This window comes from Halopseudomonas bauzanensis (assembly GCF_900114735.1).
Taxonomy (GTDB): Bacteria; Pseudomonadota; Gammaproteobacteria; order Pseudomonadales; family Pseudomonadaceae; genus Halopseudomonas; species Halopseudomonas bauzanensis.
Genome location: NZ_FOUA01000003.1, coordinates 171,365 through 191,675, shown reverse-complemented (window position 1 = coordinate 191,675; position 20,311 = coordinate 171,365). Strand labels below are relative to the sequence as shown.

Here is a 20,311-nt window from a genome sequence, read left to right as displayed (position 1 = left end):
ATTCAGGACCTACTATGACGCTTCCCTGTACAGCTATCGAGCCATTGAGCTTTCGCAAAGCGCTCGGGCATTACGCATCCGGTATCACGGTGATCACATCACACATTGGTGGCGAGCCGGTTGGCTTCACTTGCCAGTCATTCTATAGCGTGTCGATGAGTCCGCCGCTGGTGTCATTCAGCGTCAAGTCCAGCTCGTACAGCTATCCTGGAATTCGCCAGGCCGGTCGATTCGCAGTCAATATCCTGTCAGGTGAACAGGTCAATATTTCTAACCAGTTCGCTCGGCAAGGCACGGACAAGTGGCACGGAATCAAATGGCGGGCATCGCCGCTGGGGAATCCGATCATTGCCGACAGCCTGGACTGGCTTGATTGCGAAATTCACGCTGAACATGCCGCAGGTGATCACCTGATCGTGGTTGGTGAAGTGAAAGCGTTAAACCTGCAAGAAGCTGCTGCTGCGCAGCCACTCCTGTATTTCAAAGGACAGTATTGCAACCTCACCGCGCACGGCGCGGTTTGAGGATTCATTGCTCGGGCTTTTGTGTTTGGCAAAGTGGCAGGTCTGACGCCACGTCAGTTAGCGATGGCTGGAGCGGTATGCCGCTTTGCAGCTGGATGTGCACTGGTTGCTCGGGGAAGCGTGTCGTCGCTGTGTATACAGACTGTAGACACAAATCTGATTGAACGAGTAGGCGCCATCAACCGACTGTATGAGGCGCTGAACCGCTCATCAGGTTCCCTTGGTAGGTCACCCTGCGATCGGATGCCGTATCATGGCTGGAAAACGGATTCAGAGTTCCCCTGCACTGGAGAAATTGCTATCAGCAAACAGGCCACACGTCGCGAGAGACGCAGCTGGTGGCAACGCCTGAGCCATTGGCGTGAAGACCGACAGTTGCGCCGGCTGGCCGTATCCGCCGAGCAATGGCAGCAGGCGTTGGGCGACTGGGCGGTTTACCGGCGTTACTCGCCGGAGCAGCAGCGCCGTATTCAGGAACTGGCGCTGCGCCTGCTGCTGCGCAAGCATCTGGTGGCGGTCAACGGCGCCGAACTGGATGATCGCCTGCGTCTGCGCATCGCCGGGATGGCAGTGGTGCCGGTACTGGAATTGGGGCTGGACTGGTACGACCGTTGGCAGACCCTGATCCTCTACGACGGGCCTTTCGTTGCCGAGCACAGCTGGGAGGATGAATATGGCATCGTCCATCAGGAAACCAGTGAGCGTAGTGGCGAAGCCTGGGAGCGCGGGCCGGTGGTGTTGTCGCTGGAGGATGTTTGTCATTCGGGGCAGGGCGATGGTTACAACGTAGTCATCCACGAACTGGCGCATACCCTGGATATGCGCGGCGCCAGCGCCAATGGCGCGCCGCCGCTGCATCCCGGCATGGATGCGGCGGCCTGGCAGCATGATTTTGCCGCGGCCTGGAATGATCTGGCGCGCAGGGCCGACAACGACGAGCCGTTGCCGGTGGATGACTACGCACTGGAAGACCCGGCGGAATTCTTCGCCGTGCTGTCGGAAACCTTCTTCGAACAACCCGAGCCGCTGCAGGCAGCCTGGCCCGCGGTGTATCGACACCTGACGGGTTTCTACCGTCAGGATCCGCTGTCCTCAAGACCGTAGGTCTGCAATCGGTCGATCAGAGCTCGGATCACCTTCGGCAAAGCCTCCAGATCCCGTAACAGAATGCTGCGTTCACGCACGCGCCAGGGCTCATTCAGCTCGATCACCGCGAGGTTCATGGTGCGCTGGTGACGGCGGGCGGCAGAATCCGGCATCACCGCCAGACCGACCCCGGATTCGACCAGCCGGCACATGGCCTCGAAGCTGTAGACCTTGATGCGCATGTTCAGACTGTTGCCGTTCTCGGCGACCTGCTCCTGCAGAAATCGCAGCAGGGTGGTGCCTTCATGCAGGCCGATATGGGGATAGCCCGCGGTTTCCGCCAGCCTGATGCTTTGGCGCCCGGCCAGCGGGTGATCTTTGGGGGTGACCAGCACCAGCCGGTCGGTGCTGAAGTGAATCACTTGCAGGTTCTCGGCTTTGACCGGCCCGGCGATGATGCCCAGGTCGGTGGAACCATCCAATACGCCACGCACGATATCCCGGCTCAGGCGTTCCTGCAGGTCCACCGTTACACCCGGGCGCTCAGCCAGAAAGTCGCCGAGAATCTCTGGCAGGAACTCCGTGGCCGCAGTGGTGTTGGCGAAGATTCGGATATGCCCGGCGGCGTCGGTGCCATATTCGGTGAATTCGCTTTTCAAGTAATCCACTTGGCGCATGATCAACCGCGCATGCTGCAGAAACAGCTGGCCGGCCGGGGTCAGTTCCACGCCGCGACTGTCGCGGTAGAGCAGGCGGTTGCCGACCTCGGTTTCCAGACTCTTGATGCGAGCGCTGGCGGCGGCGGGTGAGATGAACGCCTTGCGTGCGCCCTGAGTCAGGCTGGGTGACTCGGCGATATGAATGAATAGACGAAGGTCTGATAAATCGAAATGCATGCTGAGCTGTATCCCGCGAAAAAGCTGACGTGCGGCGTTGGCGTTAAGTAAAACCGAACGCCCCCTTCCCGAAATGTAGATTCACAGATCGGTAGCCCCTTGGCAATGATATTGAAAAATACAAGCAAGCCATGGGATTCAACCGATGAGCGAATCAGTATTATCCGCCTGGATCGGACGCAGCGAAGAAGTTCATGATCACCTCAGCCTGACCCTGCTTCAGCGCATCGCCGCCACCCTGGGCGAGCCGGCGCCACAGGCCGGTGGTGCCTTGCCACCGCTGTGGCAGTGGTGCTTTTTCCAACCGGCGGTAGTGGAAGCCGGGCTCGGCGGTGACGGTCACCCAGCCCGTGGTGGCTTCCTGCCGCCGGCGGACAACCGCAATCGCATGTGGGCCGGTGGTCGTATCGAGTTCCACCAGCCGCTGCGGGCCGGGGCTGATGCCAAGCGCATCTCCACCATTCTCAAGGTTGAAGAGAAGCACGGTCGCACCGGCGCACTGTTGTTCGTCACCGTCCAGCACGACTATCTGCAGGACGGGGAACTGGCGATCCGCGAGGAACAGGATATCGTCTACCGCGAGCCCAGCCCGCCAAAACTGGCCACTGGCGCAGCATTGCCCGAGGGCGATTGGCAAGAGCCGGTCACGCCCAGCCCGACCCTGCTGTTCCGCTATTCCGCCGTCACCTTCAACGGACACCGTATCCATTACGACTGGCCCTATGTCACCGAGATCGAAGGCTATCCGGGATTGGTGGTGCACGGGCCGCTGATAGCCACGCTGAATCTGCGGGCCTTCTGCCGGGCCAACCCGCAGGCGCGCCTGCGTCGTTTCGCCTATCGCGGCTTGCGGCCGCTGATTGCGCCGCAGAACTTTGTCGTGGGCGGTCGCCGCAGCGGCACTGGCGAGGCCGAGCTGTGGGCCGGTAACGGCGACGGCATCGCCCAACAAGCCGAAGTGCAATTCGACTGACTCTCCATCGACAGAATCCGACGCCCGCGGCAGCCATGGCGCGCCGGGGCCGCCCCTGAACCAGAGGAACCGAGATGAACCCGTACCTGAACGAAGAATACAACGCCATCCGTGAAGGCGTGCGCGCCCTGTGCGCCGAGTTTGACGGCGAATACTGGCGCAAGATCGACGAAGCCAAGGGCTTCCCCGAGGCGTTCGTCACGGCGCTGACCCAGGCGGGCTGGCTGTCGGCGATGATTCCCGAGGAATACGGCGGTTCCGGGCTGGGGCTAGCTGAGGCGTCGATCATTCTGGAAGAGGTCAACCGCTGCGGTGGCAACTCCGGCACCGTGCACGGGCAGATGTACAACATGTTCACCCTGCTGCGTAACGGCAGCGAAGAGCAGAAGAGCTTCTACCTGCCCAAACTGGCCAGCGGCGAGCTGCGCCTGCAATCCATGGGTGTGACCGAGCCAACCACCGGCACCGACACCACCAAGATCAAGACCACGGCGGTGAAGAAGGGTGACAAGTATGTGATCAATGGCCAGAAGGTATGGATCTCGCGGATCCAGCATTCCGACCTGATGATCCTGCTGGCGCGCACCACACCGCTGGCTGAGGTGCAGAAGAAGGCCGACGGCATGTCGATCTTCCTGGTCGACCTGCGTGAAGCCATCGGCAATGGCATGACCGTGCAGCCGATCGCCAACATGGTCAACCACGAAACCAATGAGCTGTTCTTCGATAACCTGGAAATCCCGGAATCGAGCCTGATCGGCGAAGAAGGCAAGGGCTTCCGCTACATCCTCGATGGCCTGAACGCCGAGCGCACGCTGATCGCCGCTGAATGTATCGGTGATGGGCACTGGTTCACCCAGAAGTCCGCTGAATATGCCCGCGATCGCGTGGTGTTCGGCCGGCCGATTGGCCAGAACCAGGGCGTGCAGTTCCCGATTGCCGAGGCGCATATCGAGATCGAAGCGGCGGACCTGATGCGCTGGCGCGCCTGTGAGGAATACGACGCCGGGCGTAACGCTGGCGCGGCGGCCAACATGGCCAAGTACCTGGCGGCCAAGGCGTCCTGGGAGGCGGCCAACGCCTGCTTGCAGACCCACGGCGGCTTCGGTTTCGCCAACGAATACGACGTCGAGCGCAAATTCCGCGAGACCCGGCTGTACCAGGTGGCGCCGATCTCCACCAACCTGATCCTGTCCTACGTGTCCGAGCACATCCTCGGCCTACCGCGCAGTTTCTGAGCGCCACTGGATAAGCAAAGGAAAACAACATGAGTCAGCACACCCAGGCGCTTACCGAATTTCTCGCGGGGCTAAGTTACGAGCAACTGCCTGAAGCGGTCATCAGTCGTACCGAGGACCTGTTCCTCGATTGGCTGGCTTCGGCCCTGGCCAGTCAGGGTGCCCACCCGATTCCGCTGTTCGAGCGCTATGCGCAGAAGATGGGACCGGCCAGCGGGCCGGCGCAGATTCTGGTCAACGGCCAGTCCAGCTCGGCCTATTTCGCCGCGCTGGTCAATGCCGCCAGCTCGCATCTGGTCGAGCAGGATGATTTGCACAACAGCTCGGTGTTGCACCCGGCCACGGTCGTATTCCCTGCGGCACTGGCCGCGGCGCAGGATCTGGGCAAGAGCGGCCGAGAGCTGATTCTGGCCTCGGTGGCCGGCTATGAGGCGGGCATCCGCATCGGTGAGTTTCTCGGCCGCTCGCATTACCGCATCTTCCATACCACGGCGACCGTCGGCACCCTGGCCGCCGCCGTCGCGGTGGGCAAGTTGCTGGACTTCGACCAGCAGCAGTTCACTCATCTGCTGGGCAGCGCCGGCACCCAGGCTGCTGGACTGTGGGAGTTCCTGCGTGACGCCGCCGACTCCAAGCAGTTGCATACCGCCAAGGCTGCTGCTGATGGCTTGCTGGCAGCCTACCTGACCGCAGATGGCCTGACCGGGGCTCAGAATATTCTCGAAGGCGAGCAGGGCATGGCGGCTGGCATGTCCAGCGATGCTGATCCGAGCAAGTTGTCCGACCGGCTGGGCAGTCGCTGGGCGTTGCCGGAAACCTCGTTCAAGTTCCATGCCTCTTGTCGGCACACCCATCCAGCGGCCGATGCGCTGCTGGACCTGATGCAGCGCGAGCAGCTGCAGGCCGACGACATCGCCAGCGTGGTTACCCGTGTGCATCAGGGCGCCATCGACGTGCTCGGCCGGGTCGTGGTGCCGCAGAGCGTACACCAGGCGAAGTTTTCCATGGGTACCGTGCTGGGTCTGATCGCCCTCTATCGCAAGGCCGGTTTGCCGGAATTCCATGAGCATGCACTGGTCGATCCGCGGATTGGCGTCTTCCGCGAGAAAGTCAGCATGCAGCTGGATCCGGAAGTCGACGGCGCCTACCCACAGCGCTGGTTGGGCCGAGTCGAGGTCTCCACCGTGGACGGCCGCACGCTGCACGGCAGTATCGATGAACCCAAGGGCGATCCGGGCAACACCCTGAGCCGGGCCGAGCTGGAGGACAAGTTCCGCCGGCTGGTGGCCTTCTCTGGCGCCTGCAATGCCGACCAAGCCGAAGCACTGGTGGCCCGGGTGTGGGCACTGCGTGAGCAGACGGATATGAGCCAGGTCAGCCTGGTTGGAGGGAAAGATCATGAGTGAGCAGAACCACAAACCCCGTCCCCTGGATGGGATTACCGTGATCAGTCTGGAACATGCCATTGCCGCGCCGTTCTGTACTCGGCAATTGGCCGATCTTGGTGCGCGGGTGATCAAGGTCGAGCGCCCTGGCTCCGGTGACTTCGCCCGGGGTTACGACGAGCGTGTCGATGGTCTGGCCTCGCACTTCGTCTGGACCAACCGCTCCAAGGAAAGCTTGACCCTGAATGCCAAGCAGCCTGGCGCCGACAAGGTGCTGGAGCAACTGCTGGCCAAGGCCGACGTGCTGGTGCAGAACCTGGCGCCCGGCGCTGCGGCGCGCATGGGGCTCTCCTTTGAGGCGTTGCACGAGCGCTTTCCGCAGTTGATCGTTTGCGATATTTCCGGCTACGGCGAAGGTGGCCCCTACGAACAGAAGAAGGCCTATGACCTGCTGATCCAGAGCGAGGGCGGCTTTCTCTCGGTCACCGGCGGCCCGGGTGACGACCAGATGGCCAAGGCCGGTTGCTCCATCGCGGATATTGCCGCCGGCATGTATGCCTACACCGGCGTGCTGTCGGCGCTGATGCTGCGGGACAAGACCGGCATCGGCAGCCGTATCGATGTATCCATGCTGGAAAGCCTGGTCGAATGGATGGGCTTTCCGATGTACTACGCCTACCAGGGAGCGACGCCGCCGCCCCGTGCCGGCGCGGCCCACGCCACCATCTACCCGTACGGCCCGTTCCCCACCGGTGATGGCGGTACCGTGATGCTCGGCCTGCAGAATGAACGCGAGTGGGTGTCTTTCTGCGACAAGGTGCTGCTGCAGCCGGCACTGGCCGCCGATGAGCGCTTCTCGGCCAACTCTCGGCGCTCGGAGAACCGCGCCGAATTGCGTGCCATCATCGTCGAGGCATTCGGCAAGCTGACCGCCGATGAGGTGATTGCACGACTCGACGCGGCGCCCATCGCCAACGCCCATGTCAACGACATGGCCGGCGTCTGGGCTCACCCGCAGCTCAAGGCGCGTCAGCGCTGGAGCGAGGTGGGAAGCCCGGCGGGCCCGTTGCCGGCCTTGCTGCCGCCAGGGCGTAATGCTGCCTTCGAACCGCGGATGGACGCGGTGCCTTCGCTCGGTGAGCATACCGACAGCCTACTCGCCGAGCTGGGCTACGCCGCGGCGGATATCGCACAGTTGCGACAGCAGGGGGCGGTATGAATACGACCATCATCCGCACGGCGCTGTTCGTACCGGCGACCCGCCCCGATCGCATTCCCAAGGCGTTGGCCTGTGGCGCCGACCGGGTCATCGTCGACCTCGAGGACGCCGTGGCGGAGAACCTCAAGGCCGAAGCGCGGGCCAATCTGGATACCTTCCTGACCGAGAACCCCCAAGCCCGGATACTGGTGCGTATCAATGCTCCCCGGCATCCGCAGCAGGCGGCGGATCTGGAACTGTGCCGGCGGCATGCCGGTGTGGTGGGCGTCTTGCTGCCCAAGGTAGAAAGTGCCGAACAGATAGCGCTGGCTGCTGCCAGTGGCCGCTCCGTCTGGCCAATCATCGAAAGCGCGCTGGGGCTGCAAGCGCTGCCTGCCATTGCCCAGGCAGAAGGCGTCGAGCGCCTGAGCTTCGGCGCGCTGGATCTGGGTCTGGCTCTGGGCCTGACCAGCGGCACCGCCGCAGCCGGGCGGATGCTCGACCAGGCGCGTTACGCCATCCTGCTGAACAGCGTGGTGGCTGGACTGGCATCGCCACTGGATAGCGTCTTCCCCGACATCAACAACCCCGACGGTCTGTCCCAGATGGTCGCCGATGCCCGGGATATGGGCTTCGGTGGAATGCTGTGCATCCACCCCGGCCAGGTGCAAGTTGTGCACGACACCCTGATGCCGAGCGCCGAAGAGTTGAGCTGGGCGCAGCGGGTCATGACCGCCGGCGCTGCTGGTGATGGTGTGTTCGTGGTCGATGGACAGATGGTCGATGCGCCAGTGATCGGCCACGCCAGGCGCGTGCTCCAGCGTGCCGGCCAACCGCCGGGCTGAGCCTCGCGGCCGACCCAGACAAGAACAAACACGATAACAACAAGAGGTAATGACCCCATGTTCAAACACCTGATCAAGGCACTGATCTGTACCCTGCCGTTGTTGGCAGGCCTGGCCCAGGCGAGCGAGCCGGTGATCATCAAGTTCGCCCATGTGGTGGCAGACAACACGCCCAAGGGGCAGGGCGCCCTGCTGTTCAAGAAACTGGCCGAGGAGCGCCTGCCGGGTCGAGTCGAGGTACAGGTCTACCCCAACTCGTCCCTGTTCGGTGATGGCAAGGAGATGGACGCGCTGATGCTCGGCGATGTGCATATGCTGGCGCCGTCGCTGTCCAAATTCGAGCACTACGCCAAGCCACTGCAGGTCTATGACCTGCCTTTCCTGTTCGATGACATGGCGGCGGTGGACCGTTTCCAGCAGAGCGAACACGGTCAGGAGTTGCTCCAGTCGATGCTGCACAAGAACATTCTCGGTCTGGCCTACTGGCACAACGGCATGCGTCAGATGTCCGCCAACAAGCCCCTGCGCGAGCCACGCGATGCCCGCGGATTGAAATTCCGGGTGCAGGCGTCGGCGGTGCTGGACGAGCAATTCAAGGCGCTGCGCGCCATTCCTCGCAAGATGAGTTTTGCCGAGGTCTATCAGGGATTGCAGACCGGCGTGGTCAATGGCACCGAGAACACCTGGTCCAACTATGAAAGCCAGAAGGTACATGAAGTCCAGAAGTACATGACCGCCTCCGATCATGGCCTGATCGATTACATGGTGATCGCCAATGCGCGATTCTGGAATGGCTTGCCCGAGGACATCCGCAGCGAACTGGAAGATATCCTGGCGGAAGTCAGCGTCGAAGTGAATCGCCAGGCCGAGGAGCTCAACGCCATTGCCCGCGCCCGAATTGCTGAATCCGGAGCCACTGAGATCATCACCCTTACCCCCGAACAGCGCGCCGAATGGCGCGAGGCGATGCGTCCGGTATGGCAGAAGTTCGCCGACCAGATTGGCGCGGACCTGATTGCTGCAGCCGAAGCCAGCAACCAGCAGCCCGTGAACTGACCTGCCTTGTCGCAGCTGGTAATGCCGGTTGCGGCGCTATCCGTTTTCTAATTTCCGGAGAATCCACCATGCATGCTCTGCGTCTTGCCTGGGATCATTTCGAGGAGGGCGTCATCGTCTTTCTGCTGACAGCGATGACCCTGGTGACCTTTGTCTACGTCATCATCAACAATCTCTACAACCCGTTCTTCCTGCTGGGCGACTTTTTCGAAATACGCGGTGCTGCAGGCATCAGCGCGTTTTTCTTTGCCATCGGGGATTTCATTATCTACCTGGCCCAGGAAATGACCTGGGGTAATGCGCTGAGCAAGGCGCTGTTCGCCTGGTTGATCTTCTTCGGCCTGGCTTACGGTGTGCGTACCGCAGGGCATATTGGGGTCGACGCTCTGGTGCGTTTGACCAGCCAGCGCATCCAATGGGGCATCGGCATCCTCGCATGCATGATCTGTCTGGGTTATGCGGGCTTGCTCAGCGTTGCCAGTTTCGAGTGGGTAGTGGCTCTGTTCGGCAACGCCATCTACGCCGATGACCTGGATCAGTTCGGTATCCGCAAATGGCATGTCGCGCTGATCGTACCGCTGGGTTTTACCATGATGTTCATCCGCTTCGCGGAAATCCTGATTCGTATCCTGCGCCATCAGCAGACCGGCCTTGGGCTGGCTGACGAGGCGGCAGAAGCCGCCAAGCTGGCCGACAGTGAGGATCGCCGCCCATGACTATTCCTTTCCTGTTCCTGGCTCTGTTCGTCCTGATGTTCCTGGGTGTGCCGATCGCCGTGTCCCTCGGCGTCGCCGGCTCGCTCACCATCATCCTGTTCAGTCCCGATTCGGTGAGCGGGTTGGCGGTCAAGCTGTTCGAGACCTCCGAGCACTACACTCTGCTGGCCATTCCCTTTTTCCTGCTGGCGGGCGCCTTCATGACCACCGGTGGCGTGGCGCGGCGGCTGATCGACTTCGCCAATGCCAGCGTCGGGCACATTCGTGGCGGCTTGGCGATCGGCGCAGTGATGGCCTGCATGCTATTTGCCGCGCTGTCCGGTTCCTCGCCGGCGACGGTAGCGGCGGTGGGCTCCATCGCCATTGCCGGTATGGTGCGCTCGGGTTATCCCAAGGCGTTCGGTGCCGGCATCGTCTGTAACGCCGGTACTTTGGGTATTCTGATCCCGCCATCGATCGTCATGGTGGTTTATGCCGCTGCCACCGAGCAATCGGTGGGTAAACTGTTCATGGCCGGAGTGGTTCCCGGCCTGATGCTGGGCGTGGCCTTGATGGCGGCGATCTATATCATCGCGGTGAAAAAGAACCTGCCGGCAATGCCCCGGGCATCAGTGCGCCAATGGCTGTCGGCCGCGCACAAGGCGCTGTGGGGCCTGCTGCTGATGGTGATCATCCTGGGCGGCATCTACTCCGGCATGTTCACGCCCACCGAAGCAGCGGCTGTAGCAGCGGTTTATGCCTGGTTTGTCGCGGTATTCGTTTATAAAGACATGACCCTGCGCGAATGCCCCAAGGTGATCCTGGAGTCGGGCAAGCTGAGCATCATGCTGATGTTCATCATCGCCAACGCCATGCTGTTCGCCCACGTCCTGACCACCGAGCAGATCCCCCAGGCCATCACCGCCTGGGTAACGGCGATGGAACTGTCGCCGTGGATGTTCCTGCTGGCGGTGAATATCATGCTACTGATTGCCGGTGCCTTCATGGAGCCGTCGGCGATCATCCTGATCCTCGCGCCGATCCTGTTCCCGATTGCCATACAACTGGGCATCGATCCCATCCACCTGGGCATCATCATGGTGGTGAACATGGAGATCGGACTGATTACCCCGCCGGTGGGCCTGAACCTGTTCGTCACCTCGGCGGTGACCGGTATGCCGGTGGGCTCGGTGATTCGCGCGGCGATGCCGTGGCTGATGTTGCTGCTGTTCTTCCTGGCCATCATCACCTACGTGCCGGCGATCTCTCTGGCGCTACCGGAGTGGCTGGGGATGTGAGTCTATAGTTGGTAATGTTCCTAGGTTGATGCATTTCACATTATTGTCTATCTGTTGTAGAGCCGGGGAATTTCCCCGGCCCGCTTATTACAACAACAATGAGGCAGACAATGACGCGAATCCCACTTTCCAGTCGGGCAGCCCGCCTGACAACAATGCCCCTCATATGCACATTCGCCATGACGCTGGCGGGCTGTTTTGATGGCGGTGGTAGCAGCAAGGGGCCCGGCACGCATACCGGTACCTTCGTTGACAGCCCCGTCGCCGGCCTGCGCTACCAGACCGATAGCCAGGAGGGCACGACGGACGAGCAGGGCAGCTTTGCCTATCGCGGCGGCGAAACCGTTGCTTTCCATCTCGGTGATCTCAAGCTCGGCGAAGCTGAGGGCGCTGAAATACTAACGCCGCTGGATCTGGTTGCGGGTGCCGAAGAGCACACCGATGATGCGGTAACCAATATCGCCGTGCTGCTGCAGACCCTCGATCAGGACGGTAATACCAGCAATGGCATTACCATTACACCGGAGATTGCCGAGCAGGTTTCGGTCTACGCCGACCGACTGGTCTTCGACATGGATTACACGGCATTCGCCGCCTCGCTGACCGACCTGCTGGATGATCTGAACAACGCCGAGCCGCCGGTATTCACCGATACTTTCCCCGGGCCGCGAGCGGTAGTTGCCGCAGCCGATGCGCAGGAACACCTGGCCCGCGCGCTGGCACCGCAGAAGATCATAGATACCGAATACGGCAAGCTGTCCGGCTTCCAGCATGATGACGGTACCTGGGCCTGGTATGGCGTGCCCTACGCCAAGCCGCCGGTGGGCGATCTGCGCTGGCAGCCACCGGTCAAACCGGACGCCTGGGAGGGCGTGCGCTGGGCTACCGGCTGGGCTGATCAGTCGGCGCAGAACCCGGCCTATGTGGCCTTTGGCGAAGGTGGCATGAGCGAGGACAGTCTGTATCTCAACGTCACCGTGCCGGATGGCGTTGACGGCGAGAAGTTGCCAGTGATGGTCTGGTTCCATGGCGGCGGCTTCGCCATCCTTACCGGCAACACCAAGGCGTTCAACAATACCTCCTTGCCCAAGGAAGGCGTGGTCGTGGTCACGGTCAACCATCGCCTCGGGCCGTTGGGCTATATGGCGCATCCCGCTCTAACCGCCGAATCGCCGAACGAGACCTCGGGCAACTACGGCCAGTTGGATCTGATCGCCGCGCTGGAATGGGTGCGGGATAACATCGAAGCCTTTGGTGGCGATCCGGATAACGTCACCATTTTTGGTGAGTCCGGCGGCGGCGGCAAGGTGCTGTCGCTGATCAATTCTCCCATGGCCAGCGGCCTGTTCCACAAGGCCATTGTACAGAGCGGCATGGCCGGTCCGGATGACCAGCTGATGCCGGTTGAGAATCTGCTGGCGGCCGAGGAGCAGGACGGTGTCGCCGTCGCCGAGGCGCTGGATGTGCAGAATGCCGAAGACGTGGCCGCCGCTTTGCGAGCAGTTCCCTGGCCACAGCTGGTTGCTGCCGCGGACGGCTCCGGACGGGTGTTTTCTCCAAATGTGGATGGCGTGTACATGCTCGATGGCATCCGCGACAGCTTCGAGGCTGGGCGGCACAACGACGTACCGATCATCGCTGGTGCCAACGAAGGCGATACTCCTGGCCTGATTGATGGGCTCAAGTGGTACATGCCGTGGATGGCCGATAATAACGAGGCGGACACCTTCGTCTACGTGTTCGATCACCTGCCGGATAACTGGTCCAGCCAGGGCGCGCTGGCCTACCACGGTGCTGAGCTGGTGTACGTGTTCGACTACCCCGGCAGTTTCCTCTCCCACTACCTGCTGGGGCTGACCGGCCTGCAGGACCCGGTCGGCGGCGATACCCCAACGCCGCAGGGCTTTGCCATGAACCACCCGGGCTGGAACCCGAACGACGTGGCCGTCACCGACAATATGCGCGCCATGTGGGCCAACTTCGCCCGCACCGGCAATCCATCGATCGAGGGGCAGGAATGGCCAGCCTATACCTCGCAAAACGATACCTACCTGCGCATTACCCAACAGCCGACGGTGGAGACCGGGTTGGATGATGCGTTCCCCGCAATCGAGTAAGTTGCGCTGCCGGGGCTTGATGCCCCGGCCGTCTTTTTTGTCTGGGGAATTTCTGAGAAAAGGCGGCGCTCTTCCGGCGCCACTTTCTGCCGCGAGAGTGGTCATGGGTTATGCTGTACCCCATGCTCACTTTGCCGGAGAACCGCCATGCCCCGCCTCGTTACCGTCGCCGCCACCCAGATGAGTTGCAGTTGGGACCGCCAGGCCAATATTGCCAAAGCCGAACAACTGGTACGGCAGGCCGCTGCCAAGGGCGCGCAGATCATTCTGATTCAAGAGCTGTTCGAAACCCCGTATTTTTGCCAGAAGCCCAATCCCGAATATCTGCAGCTGGCCACCTCGGTCGAAGACAATCCTGCCATTGCGCATTTCAGCAAGCTGGCGAAGGAGCTCGAGGTGGTATTGCCGATCAGCTTCTTCGAGTTGTCTGGCCGGGCGCGCTTCAACAGCGTTGTCATTATTGATGCCGACGGGCGCAATCTGGGTGTGTACCGCAAAAGTCATATTCCGGATGGCCCCGGCTATCACGAAAAGTACTATTTCAACCCCGGCGATACTGGTTTCAAGGTCTGGAAGACCCGCTTTGCCACTATCGGTGTGGGTATCTGCTGGGATCAGTGGTTCCCGGAAAGCGCCCGGGCCATGGCCTTGCAAGGCGCGGAAGTCCTGTTCTATCCCACCGCCATCGGCAGCGAGCCGCATGACTCCTCCATTACCTCGAAGGATCATTGGCAGCGGGTGCAACAGGGCCACGCCGGGGCCAATCTGATGCCGTTGGTGGCGAGCAACCGGGTTGGGCTGGAAGAGCAGGACGGCTATGACATCACCTTCTACGGCGCCTCCTTCATCGCCAACCAGTTCGGCGAGAAGGTGCAGGAAGCCAATGACAGCGACGAAACCGTGCTGGTGCAGCAATTTGATCTGGACCAGCTGGAGCATATCCGCGCCGCCTGGGGCGTGTTCCGTGACCGCCGGCCGAATCTGTATGGTCCGCTGAAAACCCTGGATGGTTCGCTGGAGTCCTGATTCATGTACACCTTGCACAGTACGCCCCGCGCCGACGGTTACGCCATGCCCGCCGAGTGGGCACCGCACAGTCAGACCTGGATGCTCTGGCCGGAACGCCCGGACAACTGGCGGCTCGGAGCCAAACCAGCCCAGGCCGCCTTTGCCGAGGTAGCGCGCGCGATTGCCAGCTTCGAGCCGGTCACGGTCGGCGTATCTGCCGCGCAATATGCCAACGCCAGTCTGCAGCTGGACCACCCGGCCATTCGGGTAGTGGAAATCAGCAGCGATGATGCCTGGGTGCGTGATACCGGCCCGACCTTCGTTACCAATGGCCAGGGCGGGGTGCGCGGTGTCGACTGGGTGTTCAATGCCTGGGGCGGCTTCGATGGCGGCTTGTACTGGCCGTGGAACCGGGATGATCAGGTGGCCGACAAGATTCTCGGCCTGGAGCGCTGCCCGCGTTATCGTACCGACGGCTTCGTACTGGAGGGCGGGGCGATTCATGTGGACGGCGAGGGCACCCTGATCACCACCGAGGAATGCCTGCTCAATGCCAATCGCAACCCGCACCTGCAACGCCATGAGGTCGAGCGGATGTTGATGGATTATCTGGGCATCGAGCGGGTCATCTGGTTGCCGGAAGGGTTATACAACGACGAAACTGACGGCCATGTGGACAACTTCTGCTGTTTCGTGCGCCCCGGTGAGGTCTTGTTGGCCTGGACCGATGACCCGACTGACCCCAACCATGTCCGATGCCAGGCAGCATTGCGCGTATTGGAGAGCAGCCGGGATGCACAGGGGCGGGAACTGACAGTACATCGGATGCCGATTCCCGGGCCGATTCACGCCACCACGGCGGAATGCGCAGGGGTGGATCAGGTACCAGGCAGTCAGCCGCGTTCGCCCAGCGTTCGCCTGGCCGGTTCCTACATCAACTTCCTGATCGTCAACGGTGGTGTTGTCGCGCCTGCATTTGATGATCCGCAGGACGCCCAGGCGCAGGCCATACTTGAATCCCTGTTTCCCGAGCGCCGGGTGGTGATGGTGCCCGGACGTGAGATTCTCCTGGGTGGCGGCAATATTCATTGCATTACCCAGCAACAGCCCGCCGCCTGAATATTCCGCTGCCCATTCCCTGGGATACGTTTTATAGTCTCTGCTCTGCGCCCGGCAATGCTTTGATTGTCGGGCGTTTTTTCGTCAATGAGCTGAAACTGAGGATGCTCTATGCCGTTTACACACCGTGCTCTCGCCCTGCCGCTGGCGGGCTTTGCGATCCTGTTGTCTGGCTGTAAAGAACCGACCGCCTCGACGGCTACTCCGGTCGTGAGCGAAGTGCCCGCGACCCTGACTGGCGAGCTGTCCAGCCAGAGCCCGATCAACTTGAACGATGGCTCGCGTACGCAGAGCTTCGACTTGCAGTTGCAGGGTGGCAGCCTGTACCGAGTGGAAAGCAGCGGTGCGCTGAGCCAGCCGGTGTTGTTGCTGTTGTCGGAGCAGGGCGAACTGGTCAGCGGCCCGCGGAACGAGAGCCTGTTCCTGCAGCCGGAGAAGGATGGTCGCTACCGCCTGGCGGTCAGCGGCCGAAGTGCCAGCGATTATGGCCCTTTCCGTGTCGAGCTGAGCACCGGTGAACTCACCAACGACGGTGAGCTGCAGCCGGAGGCGGATATCCTGGGGCGGCTGCGGGCCGGCAGTTCGAACAACGGCAATCACTATAGTCTGCAGGTGGCAGAAAAAGGCCTGTATGAGCTGGTCATGCGCTCAGCCGAATTCGATACCGTGTTGAAGTTGCGGGGCAATGGCATCAACCGGACGGATGACGATAGCGCTGGCGGCACCGATTCCCGGATGCTGACCATGCTGCCCGAAGGCAGTTATCAGCTGATAGCCAGCGGCATCGATACCAGTGTCGAAGGGGTCTACAGCCTGAGCTTCAAACGCTGGGAGATGCCCGAAGGAGTCACCCTCGGTGATGGCGATGAGCTGCGCCTGGGCGTCGATGCCACTGGCATGCTGACCGGGCATCCGCAGACCTACCGGCTGACCATTGAACAGTCTGGCTTGCTGCAGGTGAGCATGCAGTCGGATGATATCGATAGCCTGCTGGAGCTGTCTGGCCTGGGCGTCAACGCGCGTGATGATGACAGCGGTGGCGGCCATGATGCGCTGCTGAGCGTGGTGGTCGAGCCGGGTACCTACCGTATCAATGCCGCTCAGCATGGCAACGGTGAAGGCGTATTCACCTTGCGTACGGAGCTGACCGAAGTGGCGCAGCTGGATGGTCGCATCGCACCGGGCGAAACCCGCGTGGGGCGCCTGAGCGAGGGGCAGCCGACGACCGTCGCTTTGCCAATCGAGCAACCCGGACGCTACCGGATTACCCTGCGCTCATCGGACTTTGACGCAATGCTGGGTTTGCAGGGACAGGGGCTGGAAGAGCAGGATGATGACAGCGCCGGAGGCACCAATGCCCAGCTGGAGCTGTATCTGGGAGCGGGTGAGTATCAGTTGATCAACAGTACCTACGGCGACCAGGGCACCGGCAACTTTGTGCTGTCGGTCAGCGCAGCACTCTGAATGAAAGGGCACCCCCCTGCGGTCAGTATCGCCGCCGGGGGAGGCCCTCCACGGAGGGACTCGTTCAGCTGTCGCCCAGCAACTCGCGACCACGCTGTACGGCCGCTCTGACCTGGGCCGGCGCGGTGCCGCCGATATGGTCGCGGGCATTCACCGAGCCTTCCAGAGTCAGCACCTCGAACACATCCTGCCCGATCTGGTCGCTGAAGCGGCGCAGTTCGTCCAGGCTCATCTCTGCCAGATCCTTGCCGCTGTCCACCCCGTATTTCACCGCATGGCCGACAATCTCATGGCAGTCGCGGAAGGGCAGGCCCTTGCGTACCAGATAGTCAGCCAGGTCGGTGGCGGTGGAGAAGCCGCGGCGGGCCGCTTCGCGCATCACGTCCACGCGGGGCCGAATCGCCGGGATCATGTCGGCAAAGGCGCGCAGGCTGTCACGCAGGGTGTCGGCAGCGTCGAACAGCGGCTCCTTGTCTTCCTGATTGTCCTTGTTGTACGCCAGCGGCTGGCTCTTCATCAGGGTCAGCAGGCCCATCAGGTGGCCGTAAACGCGGCCGGACTTGCCACGTACCAACTCGGGTACATCGGGGTTTTTCTTCTGCGGCATGATCGAGGAGCCGGTGCAGAAGCGGTCAGGCAACTCGATGAAGTTGAACTGGGCACTGGTCCACAGTACCAGCTCTTCGGAGAAGCGCGACAGGTGCATCATGGCCAGCGCGGCGGCGGCGCAGAATTCAATAGCGAAATCGCGGTCGGACACGCCATCCAGCGAGTTGCCGGACACCGCATCAAAACCCAGCAGCTCGCAGGTCAGCTGGCGATCGATCGGGTAGGTGGTGCCGGCGAGGGCGGCGCTGCCCAGCGGCATGCGATTGACCCGCTTGCGGCAATCGAGCAGACGTTCGCGGTCGCGGCAGAGCATCTCGAACCAGGCCAGCAAATGATGCCCGAAGGTGACCGGCTGGGCGGTTTGCAGGTGGGTAAAGCCGGGCATGATCACCTCGGCGTGCTGCTCGGCCTGTTGCAGCAGACCGCGTTGCAGGCGCTCCAGTTCGGCGACGATGATGTCGATCTCTTCGCGCAGCCACAGGCGGATATCGGTGGCGACCTGATCATTGCGCGAGCGGCCGGTGTGCAGCTTCTTGCCGGTGATGCCGACGCGCTCGGTCAGCCGTGCCTCGATGTTCATGTGCACATCTTCCAGATCCACCCGCCAATCGAACTGTCCGGCCTCGATTTCGCCCTGGATCGCACGCAGCCCGTCGATGATGCTGTCGCGTTCGCTGTCGCTGAGCACGCCAACCTTCGCCAGCATGGTGGCATGGGCAATGGAGCCCTGGATGTCATGCTTGTACAGGCGCTTGTCGAAATCGACCGAGGCAGTGAAACGGGCGACGAAGGCGTCCACCGGTTCGCTGAAACGGCCGCCCCAGGATTGGTTGGTAGTCTGATCTTGGCTCATGGGTCGGATGGTTCCGCTGCAGAATTGGAAAGAAGACGCATAGGATATCATTTGTACTTGCACCATGGCGCCCGGCTGGCGGAGACTGCGCGGATGAAGAATGGATTCTGGACATTATTGAGCAAGCCCCAGGCAGGGGAGGATTTCTTTCTCCCCGATCTGTGCTCATCGGTAGCGGTGTTCACCCTGGTGGTGCTGGCAGAACTCATGGTTCTGGTGTGGGTGTTGGCGCAGCCAGCCACGGCAGGTTTCGACTGGTTGCAGCTGGCGATGGCATCGTTATTCGTACAATGGATAGTGCTGCTGTCCGCGGCGCTGTTATGCCGCCTGCGGCCGTGGATGCGCCGCCGCCCCTTGGGCTTGGCGATCGCCTGTTGCTATACGGTGGTGGTTGGGCTGGCGCTGCTGTTCACCGTGGTGGCCGACTGGGTGCTCTATCAGGGGATGGTCGGTGTGCCGCCGTTGCATGGCGATCAATTGCTGCGCCATGGGCTGATTGCGCTGATCATGACCAGCATGCTGCTGCGCTATTTCTATCTGCAGCAGCAATGGCAGCTGCACAATCAGGCTGCCCTGCAGGCGCGCCTGCAATCGCTGCAATCGCGTATCCGGCCCCACTTTCTGTTCAACAGCCTCAACAGCATCGTCAGCCTGATCGGCAGCCAGCCGCACAAGGCAGAAACCGCCGTGCTTGATCTGTCCGATCTGTTCCGCGCCAACCTGGCCGACACCGAAGCGCTGGCAACCTGGGGCGAGGAATATCGCCTGTGTCGTGGTTATCTGCGCATCGAGCAGTACCGCCTGGGCGAACGCTTGCGCATCGACTGGCAACTGAACGATCTGCCGGAAAGCCTGCCGATGCCGCTGTTGACCCTGCAGCCACTTCTGGAAAACGCCATTTTGCATGGCCTGCAGCCGAGCATCCAGGGTGGCGATATTATCGTCGCAGGGCACTATCGTGAGGGCTGCGTTGAACTGCTGGTATCCAACAGCTGTCCACAGCAATCAGAGCATCGAGGAGCCAGCATGGCGCTGAATAATATCCGCGCCCGCCTCGCTGCCCTGTTCGGACCCGCCGCCAGGGTGGAGGCGTGGCAGGATGGGCCGCGCTACTTCAGCAGGCTGGTCTATCCTTGTAGGCAACCGTCCACTTAACAGGAAGTCATTCAGGCATGAAAGTACTTATCGCCGATGATGAGCCTCTTGCCCGAGAGCGCCTGGCCAGACAGGTCTCGGCCCTGCCGGGGTATACCGTCTTGCCGGACATGGCGAGCAACGGGCATGAGGTGTTGGAGCTGGTTGAGAAACTGCATCCCGATATTGTCCTGCTGGATATCCGCATGCCGGGTATGGATGGCCTGCAGACAGCAGCGCGGCTATGCGAAATGACCGATGCGCCGGCGGTGGTGTTCTGCACCGCCCATGGGGAATATGCCCTGGAAGCCTTCGCCGTCAGCGCTGTTGGCTACCTGCTCAAGCCGGTGCGCAGCGAGGACCTGGCCGATGCGCTGGGCAAGGCGCAGAAGCTCAACCGCCTGCAGTTGGCCAGCCTGGGCAAGGCTGGTATCGCCAGCGAGACGCAGCAGGCACGCAGCCATATCAGCGCCCGCACCCGCAAGGGTGTGGAGCTGGTACCGATCGAGGATGTGCTGTATTTCGTAGCCGACCACAAATATGTGACCCTGCGTCATAGCGAGGGAGAGCTGCTGCTGGACGAGCCGCTCAAGGCCCTTGAGGACGAGTTCGGCAGCCATTTTGTACGCATCCACCGCAATGCACTGGTGGCACGTAACCGTATTGGCCGGCTGCAGCGCAGCTCCATGGGGCACTTTCACCTGCACCTCAAGGGGCTGCCGGATGAGACCTTGACGGTCAGTCGCCGTCACGTACCGGGATTGCGCAAGCTGATGGAAGAATTGTGACGGGCCTGCGTCACTACCCCGCGTG

The 20,311-nt window shown here is 61.7% G+C and carries 18 protein-coding genes; 16 read left to right on the top strand and 2 right to left on the bottom strand.

Annotated elements, in window-relative coordinates:
* Positions 1–14 precede the first annotated feature (14 nt).
* Positions 15–524 (top strand): flavin reductase family protein, encoded by a 510-nt coding sequence (locus tag BM267_RS09275; RefSeq protein ID WP_074779481.1) that lies wholly within the window; start codon positions 15–17, stop codon positions 522–524.
* Between the two features lie 243 nt (positions 525–767).
* A complete protein-coding gene (locus tag BM267_RS09270) occupies positions 768–1,628 on the top strand; it encodes a M90 family metallopeptidase (RefSeq protein WP_083392476.1) in 861 nt (286 codons plus the stop codon).
* Here the strand turns inward: BM267_RS09270 and BM267_RS09265 are convergent.
* Positions 1,601–2,506: a LysR family transcriptional regulator gene (locus BM267_RS09265; RefSeq protein ID WP_036989013.1), complete on the bottom strand. Its 906-nt coding sequence runs from the start codon at positions 2,504–2,506 to the stop codon at positions 1,601–1,603. The genes BM267_RS09270 and BM267_RS09265 overlap by 28 nt on opposite strands.
* A 145-nt stretch (positions 2,507–2,651) precedes the next feature.
* Here BM267_RS09265 and BM267_RS09260 point away from each other — a divergent pair, with 145 nt between their 5' ends.
* The 12 genes from BM267_RS09260 (at position 2,652) to BM267_RS09205 (ending at position 16,902) form a co-directional block, all read left to right on the top strand.
* The gene (locus BM267_RS09260) at positions 2,652–3,479 is read left to right on the top strand and encodes an HTD2 family dehydratase (protein WP_074779479.1); all 828 of its coding nucleotides are present in this window, start codon (positions 2,652–2,654) and stop codon (positions 3,477–3,479) included.
* A 74-nt stretch (positions 3,480–3,553) separates the two neighbouring features.
* Complete coding sequence (locus BM267_RS09255) at positions 3,554–4,717, top strand: acyl-CoA dehydrogenase family protein (RefSeq protein ID WP_074779477.1); 1,164 nt, start codon at positions 3,554–3,556, stop codon at positions 4,715–4,717.
* Between the two features lie 29 nt (positions 4,718–4,746).
* The gene (locus tag BM267_RS09250; protein WP_074779475.1) at positions 4,747–6,123 is read left to right on the top strand and encodes an MmgE/PrpD family protein; all 1,377 of its coding nucleotides are present in this window, start codon (positions 4,747–4,749) and stop codon (positions 6,121–6,123) included.
* Positions 6,116–7,321 carry a CaiB/BaiF CoA transferase family protein gene (locus BM267_RS09245; protein ID WP_074779473.1) on the top strand — a complete coding sequence of 402 codons (1,206 nt, stop codon included), beginning with the start codon at positions 6,116–6,118 and terminating at the stop codon, positions 7,319–7,321. The genes BM267_RS09250 and BM267_RS09245 overlap by 8 nt, the downstream gene beginning before the upstream one ends.
* Positions 7,318–8,145: an HpcH/HpaI aldolase/citrate lyase family protein gene (locus BM267_RS09240; protein WP_074779471.1), complete on the top strand. Its 828-nt coding sequence runs from the start codon at positions 7,318–7,320 to the stop codon at positions 8,143–8,145. Before BM267_RS09245 ends, BM267_RS09240 begins: the two co-directional genes overlap by 4 nt.
* 57 nt (positions 8,146–8,202) lie before the next feature.
* Positions 8,203–9,201: a TRAP transporter substrate-binding protein gene (locus BM267_RS09235; protein ID WP_074779470.1), complete on the top strand. Its 999-nt coding sequence runs from the start codon at positions 8,203–8,205 to the stop codon at positions 9,199–9,201.
* A 68-nt stretch (positions 9,202–9,269) separates the two neighbouring features.
* Positions 9,270–9,917 carry a TRAP transporter small permease gene (locus BM267_RS09230; RefSeq protein WP_036989021.1) on the top strand — a complete coding sequence of 216 codons (648 nt, stop codon included), beginning with the start codon at positions 9,270–9,272 and terminating at the stop codon, positions 9,915–9,917.
* Positions 9,914–11,194, top strand: a complete 1,281-nt coding sequence (dctM, locus tag BM267_RS09225) for a C4-dicarboxylate TRAP transporter large permease protein DctM (RefSeq protein ID WP_036989023.1) — start codon at positions 9,914–9,916, stop codon at positions 11,192–11,194. Before BM267_RS09230 ends, dctM begins: the two co-directional genes overlap by 4 nt.
* Positions 11,195–11,349: 155 nt before the next feature.
* Positions 11,350–13,311 (top strand): carboxylesterase/lipase family protein, encoded by a 1,962-nt coding sequence (locus BM267_RS09220; RefSeq protein WP_177173395.1) that lies wholly within the window; start codon positions 11,350–11,352, stop codon positions 13,309–13,311.
* Positions 13,312–13,458: 147 nt separating this feature from the next.
* Positions 13,459–14,337 (top strand): N-carbamoylputrescine amidase, encoded by an 879-nt coding sequence (gene aguB / locus BM267_RS09215; protein ID WP_074779466.1) that lies wholly within the window; start codon positions 13,459–13,461, stop codon positions 14,335–14,337.
* A gap of 3 nt (positions 14,338–14,340) precedes the next feature.
* Positions 14,341–15,438, top strand: coding sequence for an agmatine deiminase (aguA, locus tag BM267_RS09210; RefSeq protein ID WP_074779464.1), 1,098 nt, complete (start codon positions 14,341–14,343; stop codon positions 15,436–15,438).
* Between the two features lie 111 nt (positions 15,439–15,549).
* Positions 15,550–16,902, top strand: a complete 1,353-nt coding sequence (locus BM267_RS09205; protein WP_074779462.1) for a hypothetical protein — start codon at positions 15,550–15,552, stop codon at positions 16,900–16,902.
* Positions 16,903–16,966: 64 nt separating this feature from the next.
* Here the strand turns inward: BM267_RS09205 and argH are convergent, their stop codons facing one another.
* Positions 16,967–18,364 carry an argininosuccinate lyase gene (argH, locus tag BM267_RS09200; protein ID WP_036989027.1) on the bottom strand — a complete coding sequence of 466 codons (1,398 nt, stop codon included), beginning with the start codon at positions 18,362–18,364 and terminating at the stop codon, positions 16,967–16,969.
* A gap of 93 nt (positions 18,365–18,457) precedes the next feature.
* Between argH and BM267_RS09195 the strand changes: the two genes are divergently transcribed.
* Together BM267_RS09195 and BM267_RS09190 are read left to right on the top strand one after the other, a co-directional pair.
* Positions 18,458–19,519, top strand: coding sequence for a sensor histidine kinase (locus BM267_RS09195; RefSeq protein ID WP_074779753.1), 1,062 nt, complete (start codon positions 18,458–18,460; stop codon positions 19,517–19,519).
* Between the two features lie 17 nt (positions 19,520–19,536).
* A complete protein-coding gene (locus tag BM267_RS09190; protein WP_036989030.1) occupies positions 19,537–20,286 on the top strand; it encodes a LytR/AlgR family response regulator transcription factor in 750 nt (249 codons plus the stop codon).
* The last annotated feature ends 25 nt before the right edge of the window (positions 20,287–20,311 follow it).

Bases quoted from the DNA above. Each gene is read 5' to 3' on its own strand.
- BM267_RS09190 (WP_036989030.1), top strand. From the start codon at position 19,537: ATGAAAGTACTTATCGCCGATGATGAGCCTCTTGCCCGAGAGCGCCTG.
- BM267_RS09255 (WP_074779477.1), top strand. From the start codon at position 3,554: ATGAACCCGTACCTGAACGAAGAATACAACGCCATCCGTGAAGGCGTG.
- BM267_RS09260 (WP_074779479.1), top strand. From the start codon at position 2,652: ATGAGCGAATCAGTATTATCCGCCTGGATCGGACGCAGCGAAGAAGTT.
- BM267_RS09195 (WP_074779753.1), top strand. From the start codon at position 18,458: ATGAAGAATGGATTCTGGACATTATTGAGCAAGCCCCAGGCAGGGGAG.
- BM267_RS09235 (WP_074779470.1), top strand. From the start codon at position 8,203: ATGTTCAAACACCTGATCAAGGCACTGATCTGTACCCTGCCGTTGTTG.
- BM267_RS09240 (WP_074779471.1), top strand. From the start codon at position 7,318: ATGAATACGACCATCATCCGCACGGCGCTGTTCGTACCGGCGACCCGC.
- BM267_RS09205 (WP_074779462.1), top strand. From the start codon at position 15,550: ATGCCGTTTACACACCGTGCTCTCGCCCTGCCGCTGGCGGGCTTTGCG.
- BM267_RS09270 (WP_083392476.1), top strand. From the start codon at position 768: ATGCCGTATCATGGCTGGAAAACGGATTCAGAGTTCCCCTGCACTGGA.
- aguA (WP_074779464.1), top strand. From the start codon at position 14,341: ATGTACACCTTGCACAGTACGCCCCGCGCCGACGGTTACGCCATGCCC.
- argH (WP_036989027.1), bottom strand. From the start codon at position 18,364: ATGAGCCAAGATCAGACTACCAACCAATCCTGGGGCGGCCGTTTCAGC.
- aguB (WP_074779466.1), top strand. From the start codon at position 13,459: ATGCCCCGCCTCGTTACCGTCGCCGCCACCCAGATGAGTTGCAGTTGG.
- BM267_RS09245 (WP_074779473.1), top strand. From the start codon at position 6,116: ATGAGTGAGCAGAACCACAAACCCCGTCCCCTGGATGGGATTACCGTG.
- dctM (WP_036989023.1), top strand. From the start codon at position 9,914: ATGACTATTCCTTTCCTGTTCCTGGCTCTGTTCGTCCTGATGTTCCTG.
- BM267_RS09275 (WP_074779481.1), top strand. From the start codon at position 15: ATGACGCTTCCCTGTACAGCTATCGAGCCATTGAGCTTTCGCAAAGCG.
- BM267_RS09230 (WP_036989021.1), top strand. From the start codon at position 9,270: ATGCATGCTCTGCGTCTTGCCTGGGATCATTTCGAGGAGGGCGTCATC.
- BM267_RS09265 (WP_036989013.1), bottom strand. From the start codon at position 2,506: ATGCATTTCGATTTATCAGACCTTCGTCTATTCATTCATATCGCCGAG.
- BM267_RS09220 (WP_177173395.1), top strand. From the start codon at position 11,350: ATGCCCCTCATATGCACATTCGCCATGACGCTGGCGGGCTGTTTTGAT.
- BM267_RS09250 (WP_074779475.1), top strand. From the start codon at position 4,747: ATGAGTCAGCACACCCAGGCGCTTACCGAATTTCTCGCGGGGCTAAGT.